This is a genomic window from Streptomyces sp. NPDC025784 (assembly GCF_055558435.1).
In genome coordinates, this window is record NZ_JBVHMN010000016.1 from 35,498 (window position 1) to 51,438 (window position 15,941).

Consider the following 15,941-nt stretch of genomic DNA (forward strand, 5'->3'; position numbering starts at 1 on the left):
AAGAGGGAGACCATGAGCAACCCCGACGAGACGCGCATCGGACTGTCCGACGCCGTACGGAGCATCCGCGACGAGCTGCTGCTCGCGTCGCGCAACGCGGCCGGACAGGACATCGTCTTCGAACTGGGCGACATCCAGATGGAGTTCACCGTAGAGCTGCGCAAGGAGATGAAGGCCGGCGCCAAGGTGCGCGCCTGGGTGGTGGACGCGAACATCGACGGCACCCGCGCCGGCAGCCGTACGCACAAGGTGTCCTTCACCCTGCGGGCCCAGGACGCCCGGACCGGCGCGCCACTGAAGGTGAGCAACGAGACCGAGGGAAGTGTCGCCGCCTTCGGCCGCGGCTCCTCCACGGCCCCGTGATGCTGCGCTCGGCGGCCGAACGGACCGTGGTGGTCCTGGCGGGCTCGCAGGGCAGCGGCGTGATGCTGTCCCCGCGCCTCGTGCTGACCAGCGCACACGTCCTGCGGGACAAGGAATGGATCCGCACGGTCCACCCGGACAGCGAGCGGCCGATCCCGGGCCGGGCGATCTGGCGGGACGAGGAGAGCGACGTGGCGCTGCTGCTCACCGGGGAGGAACTGGTCGCCCCGGAGAAGTGGGCGCTCGCCCGGCTGCGCTGGGGTGTCCTCGACACCACGGACCCGCTGCCCGGCTGCCAGACCGTCGGCTTCCCCGCCGTAGGACGGTACGGGCCCGAACAGCACCTGGAGTTCGACCAGCTGACGGGGACCGTGCTCCCCATGGCGGGGCGGATCCGGTCGACGCTGGTGTGCGAGTTCGACAGGCCGCCGGTCGCCCCGCCCCGGCGCGGGGAGTCACCGCTCGCCGGACTGTCCGGGGCTCCCGTGTTCGCCGGGGCCGTCCTCATCGGCGTGGTGACGGAGGTCCCGGACGGCCGGGACCACCGCCGCGTCGAGGCCGTACCCGTGTCACGCATCCTGGAGGCGCCGGACTTCCCCCGCCATGTGATGGGTGCCGAACCGGGCCATGTGCCGCCCGTCCTGGAGCCGGTGACAGGATTCCACCTCCGGGACGAGGAGTTCGAGCGGCACTACGCACGCGCGCTGCGGACCCGCTACCGCAAGATCGAGATCTTCGGGATCGACGAACTCGGCACCACCGAGACCACCTGGGATCTCGACACCGCGTATCTGAGCCTGGAGGCCGTGCCCACCGCACGCCCCTCCGGTCCCACACCCGCGCAGGGCTCCGTCGTCGTGCCGCGCCGGGTGAACGACCTCCTCGCCGGCCGCCCGAAGACCCTGCTGCGCGGTGAGGCCGGAGCTGGCAAGACCACCCTGGTGTGGTGGCTCGCCTCCCACGCGGCGTGCGGGGCACTCGGCCACGAACTCGCCGAACTGAACGACCTGGTGCCCTTCGTCGTCCCCATGCGCAGCCTGCCCACCCTCGGCATGGCCTTCCCCTCGCCCCAGCAGCTTCCCTCGGTCGCCGAACTCCCCCTCGACGGGGTCCCGGAGGGATGGGCGCGCCGCGTGCTGGAGGCCGGCCGCGCCCTCATCCTGGTCGACGGGATCGACGAGGTGCCGCCGGCCGAGCGGGACGCGGCACGGCGCCGTCTGACCGACCTGCTGAGCATGTACCCGCACAACCGCTGCCTGGTCACCGTGCGGCCCCTCGCCGTCGCCAGCGACTGGCTGGCCTCGGAGCACTTCGAGGAACTCCGCCTGCTGCCCATGCGGGACGACGACATCCTGGCCTTCTCCAAGGCGTGGCACAACGCGGCCCGCCTCGAATGCGCGGGCTTCCGCGACGCCCACCGGGCCGCCGCCGAGGACGAGAATCTGCGCGCCCTGGAACAGGCCCTGGAACGGGAGTTGCGGCACAACACGACGCTGCGCTCACTGGCCCGCACCCCGCTGCTGGCCGGCGTCGTCTGCGCACTGCACCGCCGCCGCAGGGGGTTCCTGCCCGAATCCCGCTGGTCCCTCTACAACGCCGCCCTGACCATGCTCCTCGGCGGCCGGGACACCCTGCGCAGGGTCGGCGCGCCGGAGGGCATCAGCCTGGGCGTCGAGGAGCACCAGCAGCTCCTCCAGACCATCGCGGCCTGGCTCGCGCGCAGCGGGCACGTCGAGTTCACCCACGCCCAGGCGGCACGGCAGATCGAGCTCGCGATGCGCGGCATGCCCCAGGTCCGCGACCAGGGCACTCCGCAGGACGTACTCGTCCACCTGCTCAACCGCAGCGGCCTCCTCCAGGAACGCAACGAGAAGGTCGTCCAGTTCATCCACCGCACCTTCCAGGACTATCTCGCGGCGAAGGAGCTCCAGGAGAGCGACGGTCTGGGCGAGCTGCTGCAGCACGCGGCCGACGAACAGTGGCAGGACATCGTCCTGCTGGCCGTCGGCCACTGCCATCGCGGCGAAGTCCGGCGTCTGGTCGAGGGGTTGGTGGAGCGGGGCGACCGGGCCGAGGACGACAGGACCCGCGGCGACATCCACGTCCTGGCGGCCCGGTGCGCGATCAGCGCGGTGGTGCTGGACGAGGAGGTGCGGGAAGAGATCGCCGACCGCGTCCGGGCGCTGATCCCGCCGGCCGACGCCACCCTGGCCGCCAAACTGACATCCCTCGGCCCGTATGTACTGCCGCTCGTCCCCGGGCCCGAGGAACTGAGCCCCGAACAGGCCGAAACGGTGGTGCAGTTGGTCCGCGACATCGGTGGTCCCGCGTCGATGCCCCTGCTGCGACGGTTCGCCCCGCACCCCTCCCCGGAGGTCCGCGCCGTCCTCACCACGGCGTGGCCGCGCTATCCGGCGGACGACTACGCCCGCGAGGTCCTCGCCCACATGGATCTGGCGGACGACCAGGTCATCGTCGTCGACGACGGTATGACGGCCGCGCTGCGTCACTGCGGGCCCATCGGCCGGCTGGTCGTGGACGCACCGCTCGACGACGGAGAACTCCGCGCGGTCCTGCCGCACGAAGGCATTCGGGAAATCGAAGTGGTCGACAATCCACGCCTGGCCTCCCTCTCCTTCGCACGGCAGTTGTCCGGGCTGACTTCCCTGCGGCTCACCACCTGCCCGCGGGTACGGGACCTGTCCGCGCTGGAAGGACTGGCGCTCACCTCACTGGTCCTGGAACTCCACGAAGTGCGGAAGGCGGATCTGGCTTCCCTTCAGCGCCTCGACCGGCTCACGTCCCTGTCCTTGGTGGGAAGTCTTCTCGACAGCGATATCCCTTTGCCCGCCGGACATCCGAACGTACGGAATCTGCGCGTCGCCAGTCAGATACCGATAGTGATCAACGAACTCGGTCAGTGGCCTTTGCTGGAGGAACTCGTCGTGCAGGGCGACTGCGACGCGCACTCACTGCTCCTCGCGGCTTCGAGGGCCCCTTCACTGCACAGCCTGGACTTCTCGCTGCCTTCTCTGTACCTGCCCCGGCAGATCGAGCCGCCCAGTATCGAAGGTCTTGAGTTGCTTCCCCGCAAACCGCGCGAACTCGACCCCTTGCCCGGAATTCGAAGTCTGACGCTGAGATCGGTGGGCCGCGGCGGTTCCGCGGTGGATCTCGCCCGGGTATTTCCCTCGCTCGTCCGCCTCACCCTCCACTACCCGCGGAACGCCCCGCTCGACCTGTCCCCGCTGGGCCATCACCCCGGGCTGGTGATCGAGGCCAACGGGCGCGTGCTGAGGCCCGGAGAGTTCTAGGGCCCTTCTCGCACAAAAGGGTGGCCCCCCGAAACCGTGGTTCCGGGGGGCCACCCTCGTGACGCCCGGTCGGGCGCCGCTGTCATGCTCCGCGCGGGCGCGGTGTCACGCGTCCTTGCTCAGGTTCGGCCCGGCACCGCCGGCCGCCTGCTCGATCGGCGGGACGTCGGGGAGCGCGGACTTCTCCTCGCCCCGGAAGGTGAAGGTCTTGGCGTCGCCCTCGCCCTCCGTGTCGACGACCACGATGTGGCCGGGACGCAACTCCCCGAAGAGGATCTTCTCGGAGAGGACGTCCTCGATCTCGCGCTGGATGGTCCGGCGCAGCGGCCGGGCGCCCAGGACGGGGTCGTACCCCTTCTTCGCGAGGAGCGACTTGGCGGTCGGGCTGAGCTCGATGCCCATGTCCCGGTCCTTCAGCCGCTCGTCCACCTTGGCGATCATGAGGTCGACGATCTGGATGATGTCTTCCTCGGTGAGCTGGTGGAAGACCACCGTGTCGTCGACACGGTTCAGGAACTCCGGGCGGAAGTGCTGCTTCAGCTCGTCGTTGACCTTGGCCTTCATGCGCTCGTAGCCGGTCTTGACGTCACCCGCGGCCGCGAAGCCGAGGTTGAAGCCCTTGGAGATGTCCCGGGTGCCGAGGTTGGTCGTCATGATGATGACCGTGTTCTTGAAGTCCACGACCCGGCCCTGGGAGTCGGTCAGGCGACCGTCCTCCAGGATCTGCAGCAGCGAGTTGAAGATGTCCGGGTGGGCCTTCTCCACCTCGTCGAACAGGACGACGGAGAACGGCTTGCGACGGACCTTCTCGGTCAGCTGGCCGCCCTCTTCGTAGCCCACGTATCCGGGGGGCGAACCGAAGAGACGCGACACCGTGTGCTTCTCGCTGAACTCCGACATGTCGAGGGAGATCAGCGCGTCCTCGTCACCGAAGAGGAACTCGGCGAGGGTCTTCGAGAGCTCGGTCTTACCGACACCCGACGGGCCCGCGAAGATGAACGAACCACCGGGACGCTTCGGGTCCTTCAGACCCGCTCGCGTACGACGGATCGCCTGCGAGAGCGCCTTGATGGCGTCCTTCTGCCCGATGACCCGCTTGTGGAGCTCGTCCTCCATGCGGAGCAGACGCGAGGACTCCTCCTCGGTCAGCTTGAAGACCGGGATGCCGGTGGCGGTCGCGAGGACCTCGGCGATCAGCTCGCCGTCGACCTCGGCGACGACGTCCATGTCGCCGGCCTTCCACTCCTTCTCCCGCTTGGCCTTGGCGGCCAGGAGCTGCTTCTCCTTGTCGCGCAGGGACGCGGCCTTCTCGAAGTCCTGCGAGTCGATCGCGGACTCCTTGTCGCGGCGGACGCCGGCGATCTTCTCGTCGAACTCGCGGAGGTCCGGCGGCGCGGTCATCCGGCGGATGCGCATCCGGGAACCGGCCTCGTCGATCAGGTCGATCGCCTTGTCCGGCAGGAAGCGGTCCGAGATGTACCGGTCGGCCAGGGTGGCGGCCTGCACCAGTGCCTCGTCGGTGATGGAGACGCGGTGGTGCGCCTCGTACCGGTCGCGCAGACCCTTGAGGATCTCGATGGTGTGCGGCAGGGACGGCTCCGCGACCTGGATGGGCTGGAAGCGGCGCTCCAGGGCCGCGTCCTTCTCCAGGTGCTTGCGGTACTCGTCGAGCGTGGTCGCACCGATGGTCTGGAGTTCACCGCGCGCCAGCATCGGCTTCAGGATCGAAGCGGCGTCGATGGCGCCCTCGGCGGCACCCGCACCGACCAGCGTGTGGAGCTCGTCGATGAACAGGATGATGTCGCCGCGGGTGCGGATCTCCTTGAGCACCTTCTTCAGGCGCTCCTCGAAGTCACCGCGGTAGCGGGAGCCGGCGACCAGCGCACCGAGGTCCAGGGTGTAGAGGTGCTTGTCCTTGAGGGTCTCGGGCACCTCGCCCTTGACGATGGCCTGGGCGAGGCCCTCGACGACGGCGGTCTTGCCGACGCCGGGCTCACCGATGAGGACCGGGTTGTTCTTGGTGCGGCGGGACAGCACCTGCATGACCCGCTCGATCTCCTTCTCGCGCCCGATGACCGGGTCGAGCTTGGACTCGCGAGCGGCCTGGGTGAGGTTCCGGCCGAACTGGTCGAGGACCAGGGACGTGGAGGGGGTGCCCTCGGCAGGACCGCCGGCCGCGGCGGTCTCCTTGCCCTGGTATCCGGAGAGCAGCTGGATGACCTGCTGCCGCACCCGGTTGAGGTCTGCGCCCAGCTTGACCAGGACCTGGGCGGCGACGCCCTCGCCCTCACGGATCAGGCCGAGCAGGATGTGCTCCGTGCCGATGTAGTTGTGGCCCAGCTGAAGAGCCTCGCGGAGCGACAGCTCCAGGACCTTCTTGGCACGGGGGGTGAAGGGGATGTGACCGGACGGAGCCTGCTGGCCCTGACCGATGATCTCCTCCACCTGCTGGCGGACCGCCTCAAGCGAAATGCCGAGGCTCTCCAGGGCCTTTGCGGCGACACCTTCACCCTCGTGGATCAGGCCCAGGAGGATGTGCTCGGTGCCGATGTAGTTGTGGTTGAGCATCCGGGCTTCTTCCTGAGCCAGGACGACAACCCGCCGCGCGCGGTCGGTGAACCTCTCGAACATCGTTAATCGCTCCTCAGAGCGGTCAGGCAGTAAGGGGACGCTCCCCTCCCTGTCCTTCCGCAGCTTAGTCCCGCAAGCGGGGACCGCTCATTCCAACTGCCGACACCGTCCTTGGCCTCCTGACCCCGAACGCCGACATATGCTCCAACCCGATGGTGCGAGACGATGTTCCCGCAGGCCAGGCAGATACCCTCTCCAGCTGTACGCCGATGGCGAACGTGAGATGCCCGAGCCATGCGTGTCGCCTCTCCCACTAGGGATGTCTTACCCGCACGCACTGACACTCCATGCCGCGCGCACCGGTTCCCTCCGCTATGGGCGAACATCCTTGCGCCGCCGACCGGCCTCACGCGCCCCCCGAATCGGCACTCTGCGCATTCACAGGAATACACAGCGTAACCCGGGGCGGCTTCCGGCGGTTTCTCCTGGCATGGTCCCCACCGTCCCTCTCCCTCGCCGGCCGCTCGGCCCGGACGATCCGGTGCGGCACTGGTACGAGAACGAACTGGGGTGGACGGCAGTGCCCGGCCCGCCGCTGCGACTCGTCACCGGGCTGCGGTTCGACGTCCTGGAGGTCCCGGCGGAGGCGGGGTGCGCGGCGCTGCGGCATCTGGGTCCCACGTCTCCGGTGGCCCTGCGCGGCGGGCGGATGCTGCTGCTGGCGGCCGCGGGCAGCGCGGACGAGCTGCCCGGCCTGCTCGACTGGCTGGAGTGGGGGGATCTGCCGCTGGACCTGACGGCCATCGGTGCGGGCGGGAGTATCGAGGCCCCGACGCCTCCATGGGGCGCCGACGGGCCGCCCGCCGACCGCACGGCCGGGCCGCCGCACGGGCACGGCACCGGAGCGCCCGCGGCGCCGGGAGAGGAGCGGACGGCCGGAGCCGCCGCACGGCCCGCGCCGGGGGCGCGAACACGCCTGGGCTCACGAAGGGCCGCCGTCTGGCTGCGGCCCCCGGAGCCCGGCTGCGAGGTCGAGCCGACCCTGCCGACACTGTCGGCCCTGGGCGGCCGAGCGGTCGGAGGGGGCGGTGGGGGCGCCCCCGATCTCGTACGACTCGTGGACACGATGGCGACGCACTGCCATCGCGTGAGGCTGCGGCGCGCGTGCGCTCAGCCGTTGGCCTTCTCGTAGGCCTCGCGAATGGACGCGGGAACTCGGCCACGGTCGTTGACCTCGTAGCCGTTCTCCTTGGCCCAGGCACGGATCTGCGCGGTGTCCTGGCTGCCACCACCGGAAGCGACGCGGGCCTTTCCGCGGCCTCCAGAAGCGCGGCCTCCGGTGCGACGGCCACCCTTCACGTAGGGGTCGAGAAGGCCACGGAGCTTGTCCGCATTGGCGGTCGTGAGATCGATTTCGTACGTCTTGCCGTCCAGCGCGAACGTCACGGTCTCGTCCGCCTCGCCACCGTCGAGGTCGTCGACAAGAAGGACCTGAACCTTCTGTGCCACCGGATTTCCTTTCATCGATAACTTCAGGGCCGGGGGTCTGCGGCGTCCACCCGTTTCGCCGTCCCCTGTTATATGCAGTACTGCAGTACGTCGGAAAGCAAACCGCTTTTGCTGGAAAAACACAAACCCCTGGAGGAGACTCACAGCGGCCCGACGGCCCGGAAAGATGCGCGTTTCGGACATAGGGAACCTGGGCAGTGCACTCCGCCGGAATACCGGCGGGCGATCACAGATGCAGAAGCATCCGGCTGTTGCCCAAGGTGTTCGGTTTCACTCGTTCGAGACCGAGGAACTCCGCGACACCCTCGTCATAGGAACGAAGGAGCTCCGCGTACACATCGGTGTCGACGGGTGTCTCCCCGATCTCCACGAAGCCGTGCTTCGCGAAGAAGTCGACTTCGAAGGTCAGACAGAAAACGCGTCGAACGCCGAGCCAGCGCGCGGTCTGCAGCAACTTCTCCAGCAACTGATGTCCGACCCCGAGGCCCTTGACCGCAGGGTTCACCGCGAGAGTGCGGACTTCCGCGAGGTCTTCCCACATGACGTGCAGCGCACCGCAGCCGACCACCTCGGCGTTGTCGTCGCGTTCCGCGACCCAGAACTCCTGGATGTCCTCGTAAAGCGTCACGGTCGCTTTGTCGAGCAGGATGCGGCGCCGGACGTTCTGGTCCAGGAGGCGTCGTACGGCCGTGACATCGCTGGTCCTGGCCCGCCGGACGGTGACGGCTTTTGCCGCGGCTTCCGGACGCTCCGCCGAAACCCCTGCCTGATGCTCTGCGGGATGCTCTGCTGGCATGAACGGACGCTATCGCCCGTCGTCGGCCTCGGGGGCGGCGGGGCTCTCGTCCGCGGGGCCCTCCTGCGGGTTCTGCCCGGTGGGGGTTTCCGGCCCCTGGACCATACGCACGGCGTCCCGCAGGGCTTCGCGCTGTTCCGCCGACATCATGCCGAAGAAGGCGACGAGAGCGGCCGCCGGGTTGTCGCTCTGCGACCACGCGTCGTTCATCAGCGCGGCCGCGTAGGCGGCTCGGGTGGAGACCGCCTCATATCGATAGGCCCGGCCCTCCGCCTCGCGGCGCACCCAGCCCTTCTGATGGAGATTGTCCAAAACGGTCATCACCGTCGTGTACGCGATGGACCGTTCCTGTTGAAGGTCTTCCAGGACTTCCCGAACGGTCACCGGGCGGTTCCACTTCCACACCCGCGTCATGACCGCGTCTTCGAGTTCTCCCAATGGGCGAGGCACGCTCAGCACAATAGTGGGAGATAGGCGGCAAAAAGGGCGTACGACTCGAAAAACGTATGAGTCGTACGCCCTGGTGTCCCGTCGAAGGGGCGGGAGCGGGCCGCAGGGGGCCGGGAGGAGCAGGTGGGACGCGTTGCGGGCGGGCACGGGCCCGCCCGGAACCGCGCCGGGCGGGTCAGGCCCCGCTGTCCTTCGCGGGCCGGGGGGCGCTCTCCGCGCGGGCGAGGGCGGCGTCGACGACGGCGTCCTCCTTGGCCTTGTTGGCCCCACCCTGGGTCTTCACGATCGTCACGATCAGCCCGATGAAGAACACGGCCATCACTACCGGGGGCACGAGCGCGGAGACGTAGTCCATGCCTCCAGGGTAGCTAGCCCGCCGCGAGCTGCTGCGGCGGGTTCGCCGGCGGCGGCGTGGGCTTGCGCCTCGGGGGGAAGACCTCACCCGGAGTGGGGATGGGCCTGTCCGGTCGCGGTGACCTGTCCGGGGACTGCGGCTTCGGCGCGGCGGCGGGCCGCTCCGCCGGCTTCTTCGCGGGTTCGTCGGCCGCCCGGCCGCCGGGCAGCGCCAGCAGACGGGTGCGGGACTGCGGGACCACCGGGGCGGCGCGGCCCGCCAGCCGGGTGCGCACGTCCTGTTCGGCGAGAGTCCGGCAGCGGTCCAGGAGGGCGGCCGCCGCGGGGTTGCCGCGCAGCGCCCGCAGCGCCGCGAGGTCGTCGGGGACGGGCCGGTAGCCGGCCACGAGCATCTCCTCCAGGAGGGCGAGGTAGCCGGCGACCGAGCCCGGCAGCGCGGCCCGGTAGCGGCCCAGGTCGGCCAGCAGGAAGGCCCGGAGCCTGGCCCCTTCGCGGGCGGCCTCGTCGACGGACTCGGCTAGGCGGAGACAGTCCTGGACGTCCTCGGCCGAGGCGGGGCTGGGCTGCAGGGCGAGGGCGAGAGCGCGGCGGAGCACACGCAGCTCCTCCGCACCGAACGCCATGCCGCCGTGGGATCCGTATGGCGTGGGCATGCGCCGACGATACGCGCTAATCAGACAAAATCCGCATAGCGGGCATATCGTGGCGCGTCCGCATCGCGGCGGCGCCGAACGGCCGGGGGCGGCAGCCCCCGGACACGGGGGCTGCCGCCCCCGGCCGGGACGGTGCGGGGCGCTGCCGGAGCGGCGAGGCCCCTCAGATGCGCGACACGTTTCAGATGCGCGACACGTTCCGCTCGTACACCAGGCGCAGCCCGATGAGCGTGAGCCACGGCTCGTGCTCGTCGATGACCGAGGACTCGCCGAGCACCATGGGGGCCAGCCCGCCCGTGGCGATGACGGTGACGTCGTCGGGGTCGCCGGCGAGCTCGCGGGCCATCCGGTTGACGACCCCGTCGACCTGCCCGGCGAAGCCGTAGATGATCCCGGACTGCATGGCCTCGACGGTGTTCTTGCCGATCACCGCCCGCGGCCGGGCCACCTCGATCTTCCGCAGCTGCGCGCCCTTGACCCCGAGCGCGTCGACGGAGATCTCGATGCCGGGCGCGATGACACCGCCGATGTACTCGCCGCGGGCGCTGACCGCGTCGAACGTCGTCGCCGTGCCGAAGTCGACGACGATCGCGGGCCCGCCGTACAGCTCGACGGCCGCGACGGCGTTGATGATGCGGTCGGCGCCGACCTCCTTGGGATTGTCCGTGAGGATCGGCACGCCGGTCTTCACGCCCGGCTCGACCAGGACGGCCGGCACGTCGCCGTAGTAGCGGCGGGTCACCTCGCGCAGTTCGTGCAGCACGGACGGGACCGTGGCGCAGATCGCGATGCCGTCGATCCCGTCGCCGAGCTCCTCGCCGAGCAGCGGGTGCATGCCCATGAGGCCCTGGAGGAGCACGGCGAGCTCGTCGGCGGTGCGGCGCGAGTCGGTGGAGATGCGCCAGTGCTCGACGATCTCCTCGCCGTCGAAGAGGCCGAGGACGGTGTGGGTGTTGCCCACGTCGATGGTCAGCAGCATGGTCCCGGTTACTCCGCCGCTCGCAGGTCCAGGCCGATGTCCAGGATCGGGGAGGAGTGGGTCAGCGCGCCCACCGCGAGGAAGTCGACGCCCGTCTTCGCGTACGTCGCGGCGTTGTCGAGGGTGAGCCGCCCGGAGGCCTCCAGCAGCGCCCGGCCGTCGACGATGGCCACCGCCTCCTCGCACTCGACCGGCGTGAAGTTGTCCAGAAGGATGAGGTCGGCACCCGCGTCCACGACCTCGCGCAGCTGGTGCAGCGTGTCGACCTCGACCTCGATCGGAACCTCGGGGAAAGCCTCCCGTACGGCCTCGAAGGCCTGTGCCACACCGCCCGCGGCGACCACGTGGTTGTCCTTGACCAGCGCGGCGTCCGAGAGGGACATGCGGTGGTTGACGCCGCCGCCGCAGCGCACGGCGAACTTCTCCAGGGAGCGCAGACCCGGCGTCGTCTTGCGGGTGTCGCGGACCCGGGTGCCCGTGCCCTCCAGGGCGTCCGCCCACGCGCGCGTGGCCGTCGCGATGCCGGAGAGGCGGCACAGGAGGTTCAGCGCGCTGCGTTCGGCCGTGAGCAGGTCACGGGTGCGGGTGGTGACGCTCAGCAGCTTCTGGCCGGCCTCGACGCGCTCGCCGTCCTCCACGTGCCGCTCGACCTCGAACTCGTCGGTGCAGACCACGGAGATGACCGCCTCGGCCACCCGCAGGCCGGCGACGACGCCCGCGTCCCGGGCGGTGAAGTCGGCGGTGGAGACGGCGTCCTCGGGGATGGTCGCGACGGTCGTCACGTCCACGCCGTGGTCGAGGTCCTCCTGGATGGCGACGTTCGCGACGTCCTCGACCTCCAGGGGGTCGAGTCCGGCGTCGGCGAGGAGCTGGGCGAGCGCGGGGTCGAGCCCGCACTCCAGGTACGCGTCGTCCGATTCGGCGCCGCAGCCGCAGCCGTCGCCGCAGCCGCCGCTCTGGGCGAGGGGAAGGTCGGGGGTGCTCACTGCTGTCACTGCTCCTGAGAACGATGCCGAAGCGCCGGCTGGGGCTCGGGGGACCCCCCTGGGAGGGTCGGGGGGAAGTCTGCTGTGTCGGTGGTGTGCGCCGCGAGCGTCCGGTCGGGATTCAGCCGTACGACGATGTGACGGCGCCACTGTGTGTCGTCCCGGTCGGCGTGGTCCTCCCGCCAGTGGCAGCCGCGGGTCTCCCCGCGCAGCCGGGCGGCGGCGACCAGGACGCGTGCCACGCACAGGAGGTTGGTGGCCTCCCAGGTGTCGACACCTGGCTCGGAGGTCTTGCCGTTCTCGTCGAGGGCGTCGCGCGCGTCGGTGTGCAGCCGCTGGAGCTGGTCGGCGGCGGTGGCGAGGGACTCGGCGGAGCGCAGTACGCCCGCTCCCTCCGACATGATCCGCTGGATCGCGAAGCGTGCCTCGGGCGCCAGCAGCGGGTGCGCGGGCTTCTCCGGGTGCGGGACCGGCTCGGGCACGCGCGCGTGCAGACCGTTCTCCGCGCGGCTGCCCGCGATGTCGGCGGCGATCCGCTCGGCGTAGACCAGGCCCTCCAGGAGCGAGTTGGAGGCGAGCCGGTTGGCGCCGTGGACGCCGGTGCAGGCCACCTCCCCGCACGCGTACAGCCCCGGGACCGTGGTGCGGCCCCGGGAGTCGGTGCGGACTCCGCCGGAGGCGTAGTGGGCGGCCGGGGCGATCGGGATCGGCTCGTGGACGGGGTCGATGCCATGGGCCCGGCAGGCGGCGAGGATCGTCGGGAAGCGGTGCTCCCACATCTCGGCGCCGAAGTGCCGGGCGTCGAGGAACATGTGCTCGGCGTCCCGCTCCTGCATGCGGCGCATGATGCCCTTGGCGACGATGTCCCGGGGCGCCAGCTCGGCGAGCTCGTGCCGCCCGACCATGAAGCGCACGCCGTCGGCGTCGACCAGGTGGGCTCCCTCGCCGCGCACCGCCTCCGAGACCAGCGGCTGCTGGCCCTCCGCGTCCGGGCCGAGGAAGAGCACCGTCGGGTGGAACTGCACGAACTCGAGGTCGCTGACCTCGGCCCCGGCGCGCAGGGCGAGCGCGACGCCGTCCCCCGTGGACACGGACGGATTGGTGGTCGCCGAGAAGACCTGTCCCATGCCGCCGGTGGCGAGGACCACGGCGGGGGCGTGCACGGCCCCCACGCCGTCGTGCTGGCCCTCTCCCATCACGTGCAGGGTCACGCCCGCGGTGCGGCCGTCGGCGTCCGTGAGGAGGTCCAGGACGAGCGCGTTCTCGACGGTGCGCAGACCACGCGCGCGGACCGCCTCGACCAGGGCGCGGGAGATCTCGGCTCCCGTGGCGTCGCCGCCCGCGTGCGCGATGCGGCGCCGGTGGTGGCCGCCCTCGCGGGTGAGGGCCAGATCGCCCTCGGAGGACTCGTCGAAGTGGGCGCCGGTCGCGATGAGACGGCGTACGGCGTCGGGGCCCTCGGTGACGAGGATGCGGACGGCCTCCTCGTCGCACAGGCCCACGCCCGCCACCAGGGTGTCGTCGAGGTGCTGCTCGGGGGTGTCGCCCTCGCCGAGGGCCGCGGCGATGCCGCCCTGCGCCCAGCGGGTGGAACCGTCGTCCAGACGGGCCTTGGTGACCACCACGGTCCGCAGACCCGCCGCCTCGCAGCGCAGGGCCGCGGTGAGGCCCGCCACTCCGGAGCCGACGACCACGACGTCGGCGGTGAGGGCCCAGCCCGGGGCGGGCGCGTGCAGTCGTATACCAGTACCTGTGCCTGTGCCGGTCACGAGGCGGCTCCGAAGGTGAGGGGGATGTTGTCGATCAACCGGGTCGTCCCGACCCGAGCGGCGACGGCGAGGACCGCCTCGCCGGTGAAGTCGTCCCCGACCTCGGTGAAGTCGGAGGGGTCGACCAGGGCCAGGTAGTCGAGAAGCAGCGGCGGCTTCGTCCGGGCCGCCTCGTCGAGGACGAGCCTGGCCGCCGCGCGGACGCCCGCGGGACCGCCGGGGACGGCCTTCGCCACGGCGTGGGCGTCGGCGGCGGCGCGGGACTCGCCTATGGCGCTCAGGGCCTCGGCACGCGCGCGCGTGGCGGGCACTTCGCGGGCACGCGCGCGCAACGCCTCCTGGGCGGCGTGCCGGTCGCGGCCCGCGAACAGGGCGCCCGACAGGGCGAGCGCGGTGCGCCGCTCCTCCGCCGAGAGGTAGCGGTTGCGGCTGGAGAGGGCGAGCCCGTCCTCCTCCCGCACCGTGGGCACACCGACGATCTCCACGCCGAAGTTCAGGTCCCGGACCATGCGGCGGATGAGGGCCAGCTGCTGCGCGTCCTTCTGCCCGTACAGCGCCACGTCGGGCCGGGTGAGGTGCAGCAGCTTGGCGACGACGGTGAGCATGCCGTCGAAGTGCCCGGGCCGCGAGGAGCCCTCCAGGCGCTCGCCCATGGGGCCCGCGCTGATACGGACCTGGGGTTCACCCCCCGGGTAGACCTCGTCGGCGGAGGGGGCGAAGACGACGTCGGCGCCCGCCAGTTCGGCGATCTTCAGATCGGCGTCCAGGGTGCGCGGGTAGCGGTCGAGGTCCTCCCCCGCGCCGAACTGGAGCGGGTTGACGAAGACGGTGACGACCACTTCGCCCCCGTCCCCGGCGATCTCGCGGGCGGCGCGGACCAGCGTGGCGTGTCCCTCGTGGAGGGCGCCCATGGTCATCACGACGGCTCGGCGGCCCGCACGCGTGCGTGCGTGCAGTTCGTCGGCGGTGCGCAGCAGGGCGGTGGTCATCGGGCGTCTCCGTTCTCCGGCACGCGCGTGGTCGGGCGGCCTTCCTCTGCGGTCCCGGACGCGGCCCGGTTCGCCGGACGGGCGCGGTCCGCGGCCCCGCTCCGAGCGACGCACGCGGCGTCGCGCACCCCGCTCATCGGGCGTCTCCCTCGGCGCTTCCGGGCCCGGCGGTTCCGGCGGTCCCGTCGGCGAGCACCCCGAGGAGGTCCTCGGCGAGCTCCGGCTTGAGCAGTCCGTGGGCGAGCGCGCGGTCGGCGGTCGCGCGGGCCATGGCCAGATAGCCCGCGACGGTCTGCGGGGCGTGCCTGCGCAGCTCGGAGACGTGCGCCGCGACGGTGCCGGCGTCACCACGGGCGACGGGGCCGGTCAGGGCGGCGTCGCCCGAGCGGAGCGCGTTGTCCAGGGCGGCGCCGAGCAGCGGGCCGAGCATCCGGTCGGGGGCCTCCACGCCGGCGGCGCGCAGCAGGTCCATGGACTCGGCCACCAGCGTCACCAGGTGGTTGGCGCCGAGCGCGAGGGCCGCGTGGTACAGCGGCCGGGACTCCTCGGCGATCCACTCGGGCTCGCCGCCCATCTCGATCACCAGGGCCTCGGCGGCCAGCCGCAGTTCCTCGGGCGCGGTGACCCCGAAGGAGCATCCGGCGAGCCGCTGGACGTCCACGGCGGTGCCGGTGAACGTCATCGCGGGGTGCAGCGCGAGCGGCAGCGCACCGGCCCGGAGCGCGGGGTCCAGCACGCGCGCGCCGTACCGCCCGGAGGTGTGGACGAGCAGCTGGCCGGGCCGGACGGCTCCGGTCTCCGCCAGCCCCTCGACGAGAGCGGGCAGGGCGTCGTCGGGGACGGTCAGCAGCACCAGGTCGGCACGCTCCAGGACCTGCGCCGGGGACACCAGCGGCACGTCGGGCAGCATCTCGGCGGCCCGCCGCCTGGAGGCGTCGGAGACCCCGGAGACGGCGACCGGCCGGTGCCCGGCGAGCTGGAGCGCCGCGGCGAGCGCGGGGCCGACCCGGCCGGCCCCGACGACACCGACGGCCAGCCTGGCGGGGCGGTCCTTGGGATCTTGCTGTGGCGATGTACTCACTCGACGGCGGCCTTCCGTTCCAGTCCGCTCGGGGTACCGGACGATTTCTCGTCATGTTAACGCGATTGGTCCGAGCGGCTGTTTCCTTGTCCACAGCCTGTGGGTTTCCGCAGGTCACGCGGGTGCC

The 15,941-nt window shown here is 71.3% G+C and carries 14 protein-coding genes; 3 read left to right on the forward strand and 11 right to left on the reverse strand.

Annotated features, from left to right (window positions below; genetic code table 11):
* Positions 1 to 12 precede the first annotated feature (12 nt).
* Positions 13 to 363, forward strand: coding sequence for a trypco2 family protein (locus tag ACZ4IF_RS30810; RefSeq protein ID WP_467568636.1), 351 nt, complete (start codon positions 13 to 15; stop codon positions 361 to 363).
* Complete coding sequence (locus ACZ4IF_RS30815) at positions 363 to 3,677, forward strand: NACHT domain-containing protein (protein ID WP_467568638.1); 3,315 nt, start codon at positions 363 to 365, stop codon at positions 3,675 to 3,677. The genes ACZ4IF_RS30810 and ACZ4IF_RS30815 overlap by 1 nt, the downstream gene beginning before the upstream one ends.
* A gap of 105 nt (positions 3,678 to 3,782) precedes the next feature.
* Here the strand turns inward: ACZ4IF_RS30815 and ACZ4IF_RS30820 are convergent, their stop codons facing one another.
* Positions 3,783 to 6,308: an ATP-dependent Clp protease ATP-binding subunit gene (locus ACZ4IF_RS30820; RefSeq protein ID WP_095935746.1), complete on the reverse strand. Its 2,526-nt coding sequence runs from the start codon at positions 6,306 to 6,308 to the stop codon at positions 3,783 to 3,785.
* Between the two features lie 430 nt (positions 6,309 to 6,738).
* Here ACZ4IF_RS30820 and ACZ4IF_RS30825 point away from each other — a divergent pair, with 430 nt between their 5' ends.
* Positions 6,739 to 7,440, forward strand: coding sequence for an SCO3374 family protein (locus ACZ4IF_RS30825; protein WP_467568640.1), 702 nt, complete (start codon positions 6,739 to 6,741; stop codon positions 7,438 to 7,440).
* On the opposite strand, the gene ACZ4IF_RS30830 is transcribed toward ACZ4IF_RS30825, so the two are convergent.
* The 10 genes from ACZ4IF_RS30830 to ACZ4IF_RS30875 all read right to left on the reverse strand — a co-directional run bounded on the left by ACZ4IF_RS30830 (position 7,419) and on the right by ACZ4IF_RS30875 (position 15,814).
* Positions 7,419 to 7,757, reverse strand: a complete 339-nt coding sequence (locus ACZ4IF_RS30830; RefSeq protein ID WP_028799045.1) for a histone-like nucleoid-structuring protein Lsr2 — start codon at positions 7,755 to 7,757, stop codon at positions 7,419 to 7,421. The two genes, ACZ4IF_RS30825 and ACZ4IF_RS30830, sit on opposite strands and share 22 nt — an antisense overlap.
* Before the next feature lie 226 nt (positions 7,758 to 7,983).
* Positions 7,984 to 8,553 (reverse strand): amino-acid N-acetyltransferase, encoded by a 570-nt coding sequence (locus ACZ4IF_RS30835; protein WP_095935742.1) that lies wholly within the window; start codon positions 8,551 to 8,553, stop codon positions 7,984 to 7,986.
* A gap of 9 nt (positions 8,554 to 8,562) precedes the next feature.
* Positions 8,563 to 9,003, reverse strand: a complete 441-nt coding sequence (locus ACZ4IF_RS30840) for a BlaI/MecI/CopY family transcriptional regulator (RefSeq protein WP_467568643.1) — start codon at positions 9,001 to 9,003, stop codon at positions 8,563 to 8,565.
* Positions 9,004 to 9,178: 175 nt separating this feature from the next.
* Positions 9,179 to 9,358, reverse strand: a complete 180-nt coding sequence (locus ACZ4IF_RS30845; RefSeq protein WP_467568645.1) for a hypothetical protein — start codon at positions 9,356 to 9,358, stop codon at positions 9,179 to 9,181.
* A gap of 13 nt (positions 9,359 to 9,371) precedes the next feature.
* Complete coding sequence (locus ACZ4IF_RS30850) at positions 9,372 to 9,980, reverse strand: hypothetical protein (RefSeq protein WP_467568966.1); 609 nt, start codon at positions 9,978 to 9,980, stop codon at positions 9,372 to 9,374.
* A gap of 211 nt (positions 9,981 to 10,191) precedes the next feature.
* On the reverse strand, positions 10,192 to 10,989 hold the full coding sequence (locus ACZ4IF_RS30855; protein WP_467568647.1) for a type III pantothenate kinase: 798 nt from the start codon (positions 10,987 to 10,989) through the stop codon (positions 10,192 to 10,194).
* Between the two features lie 8 nt (positions 10,990 to 10,997).
* A complete protein-coding gene (nadC, locus tag ACZ4IF_RS30860) occupies positions 10,998 to 11,975 on the reverse strand; it encodes a carboxylating nicotinate-nucleotide diphosphorylase (RefSeq protein WP_028799051.1) in 978 nt (325 codons plus the stop codon).
* 5 nt (positions 11,976 to 11,980) lie between these two features.
* Complete coding sequence (locus ACZ4IF_RS30865) at positions 11,981 to 13,744, reverse strand: L-aspartate oxidase (RefSeq protein ID WP_467568649.1); 1,764 nt, start codon at positions 13,742 to 13,744, stop codon at positions 11,981 to 11,983.
* Positions 13,741 to 14,733 (reverse strand): pantoate--beta-alanine ligase, encoded by a 993-nt coding sequence (gene panC / locus ACZ4IF_RS30870; RefSeq protein WP_467568651.1) that lies wholly within the window; start codon positions 14,731 to 14,733, stop codon positions 13,741 to 13,743. Before panC ends, ACZ4IF_RS30865 begins: the two co-directional genes overlap by 4 nt.
* 133 nt (positions 14,734 to 14,866) lie before the next feature.
* Positions 14,867 to 15,814 (reverse strand): Rossmann-like and DUF2520 domain-containing protein, encoded by a 948-nt coding sequence (locus ACZ4IF_RS30875; RefSeq protein ID WP_467568653.1) that lies wholly within the window; start codon positions 15,812 to 15,814, stop codon positions 14,867 to 14,869.
* Positions 15,815 to 15,941 lie beyond the last annotated feature (127 nt).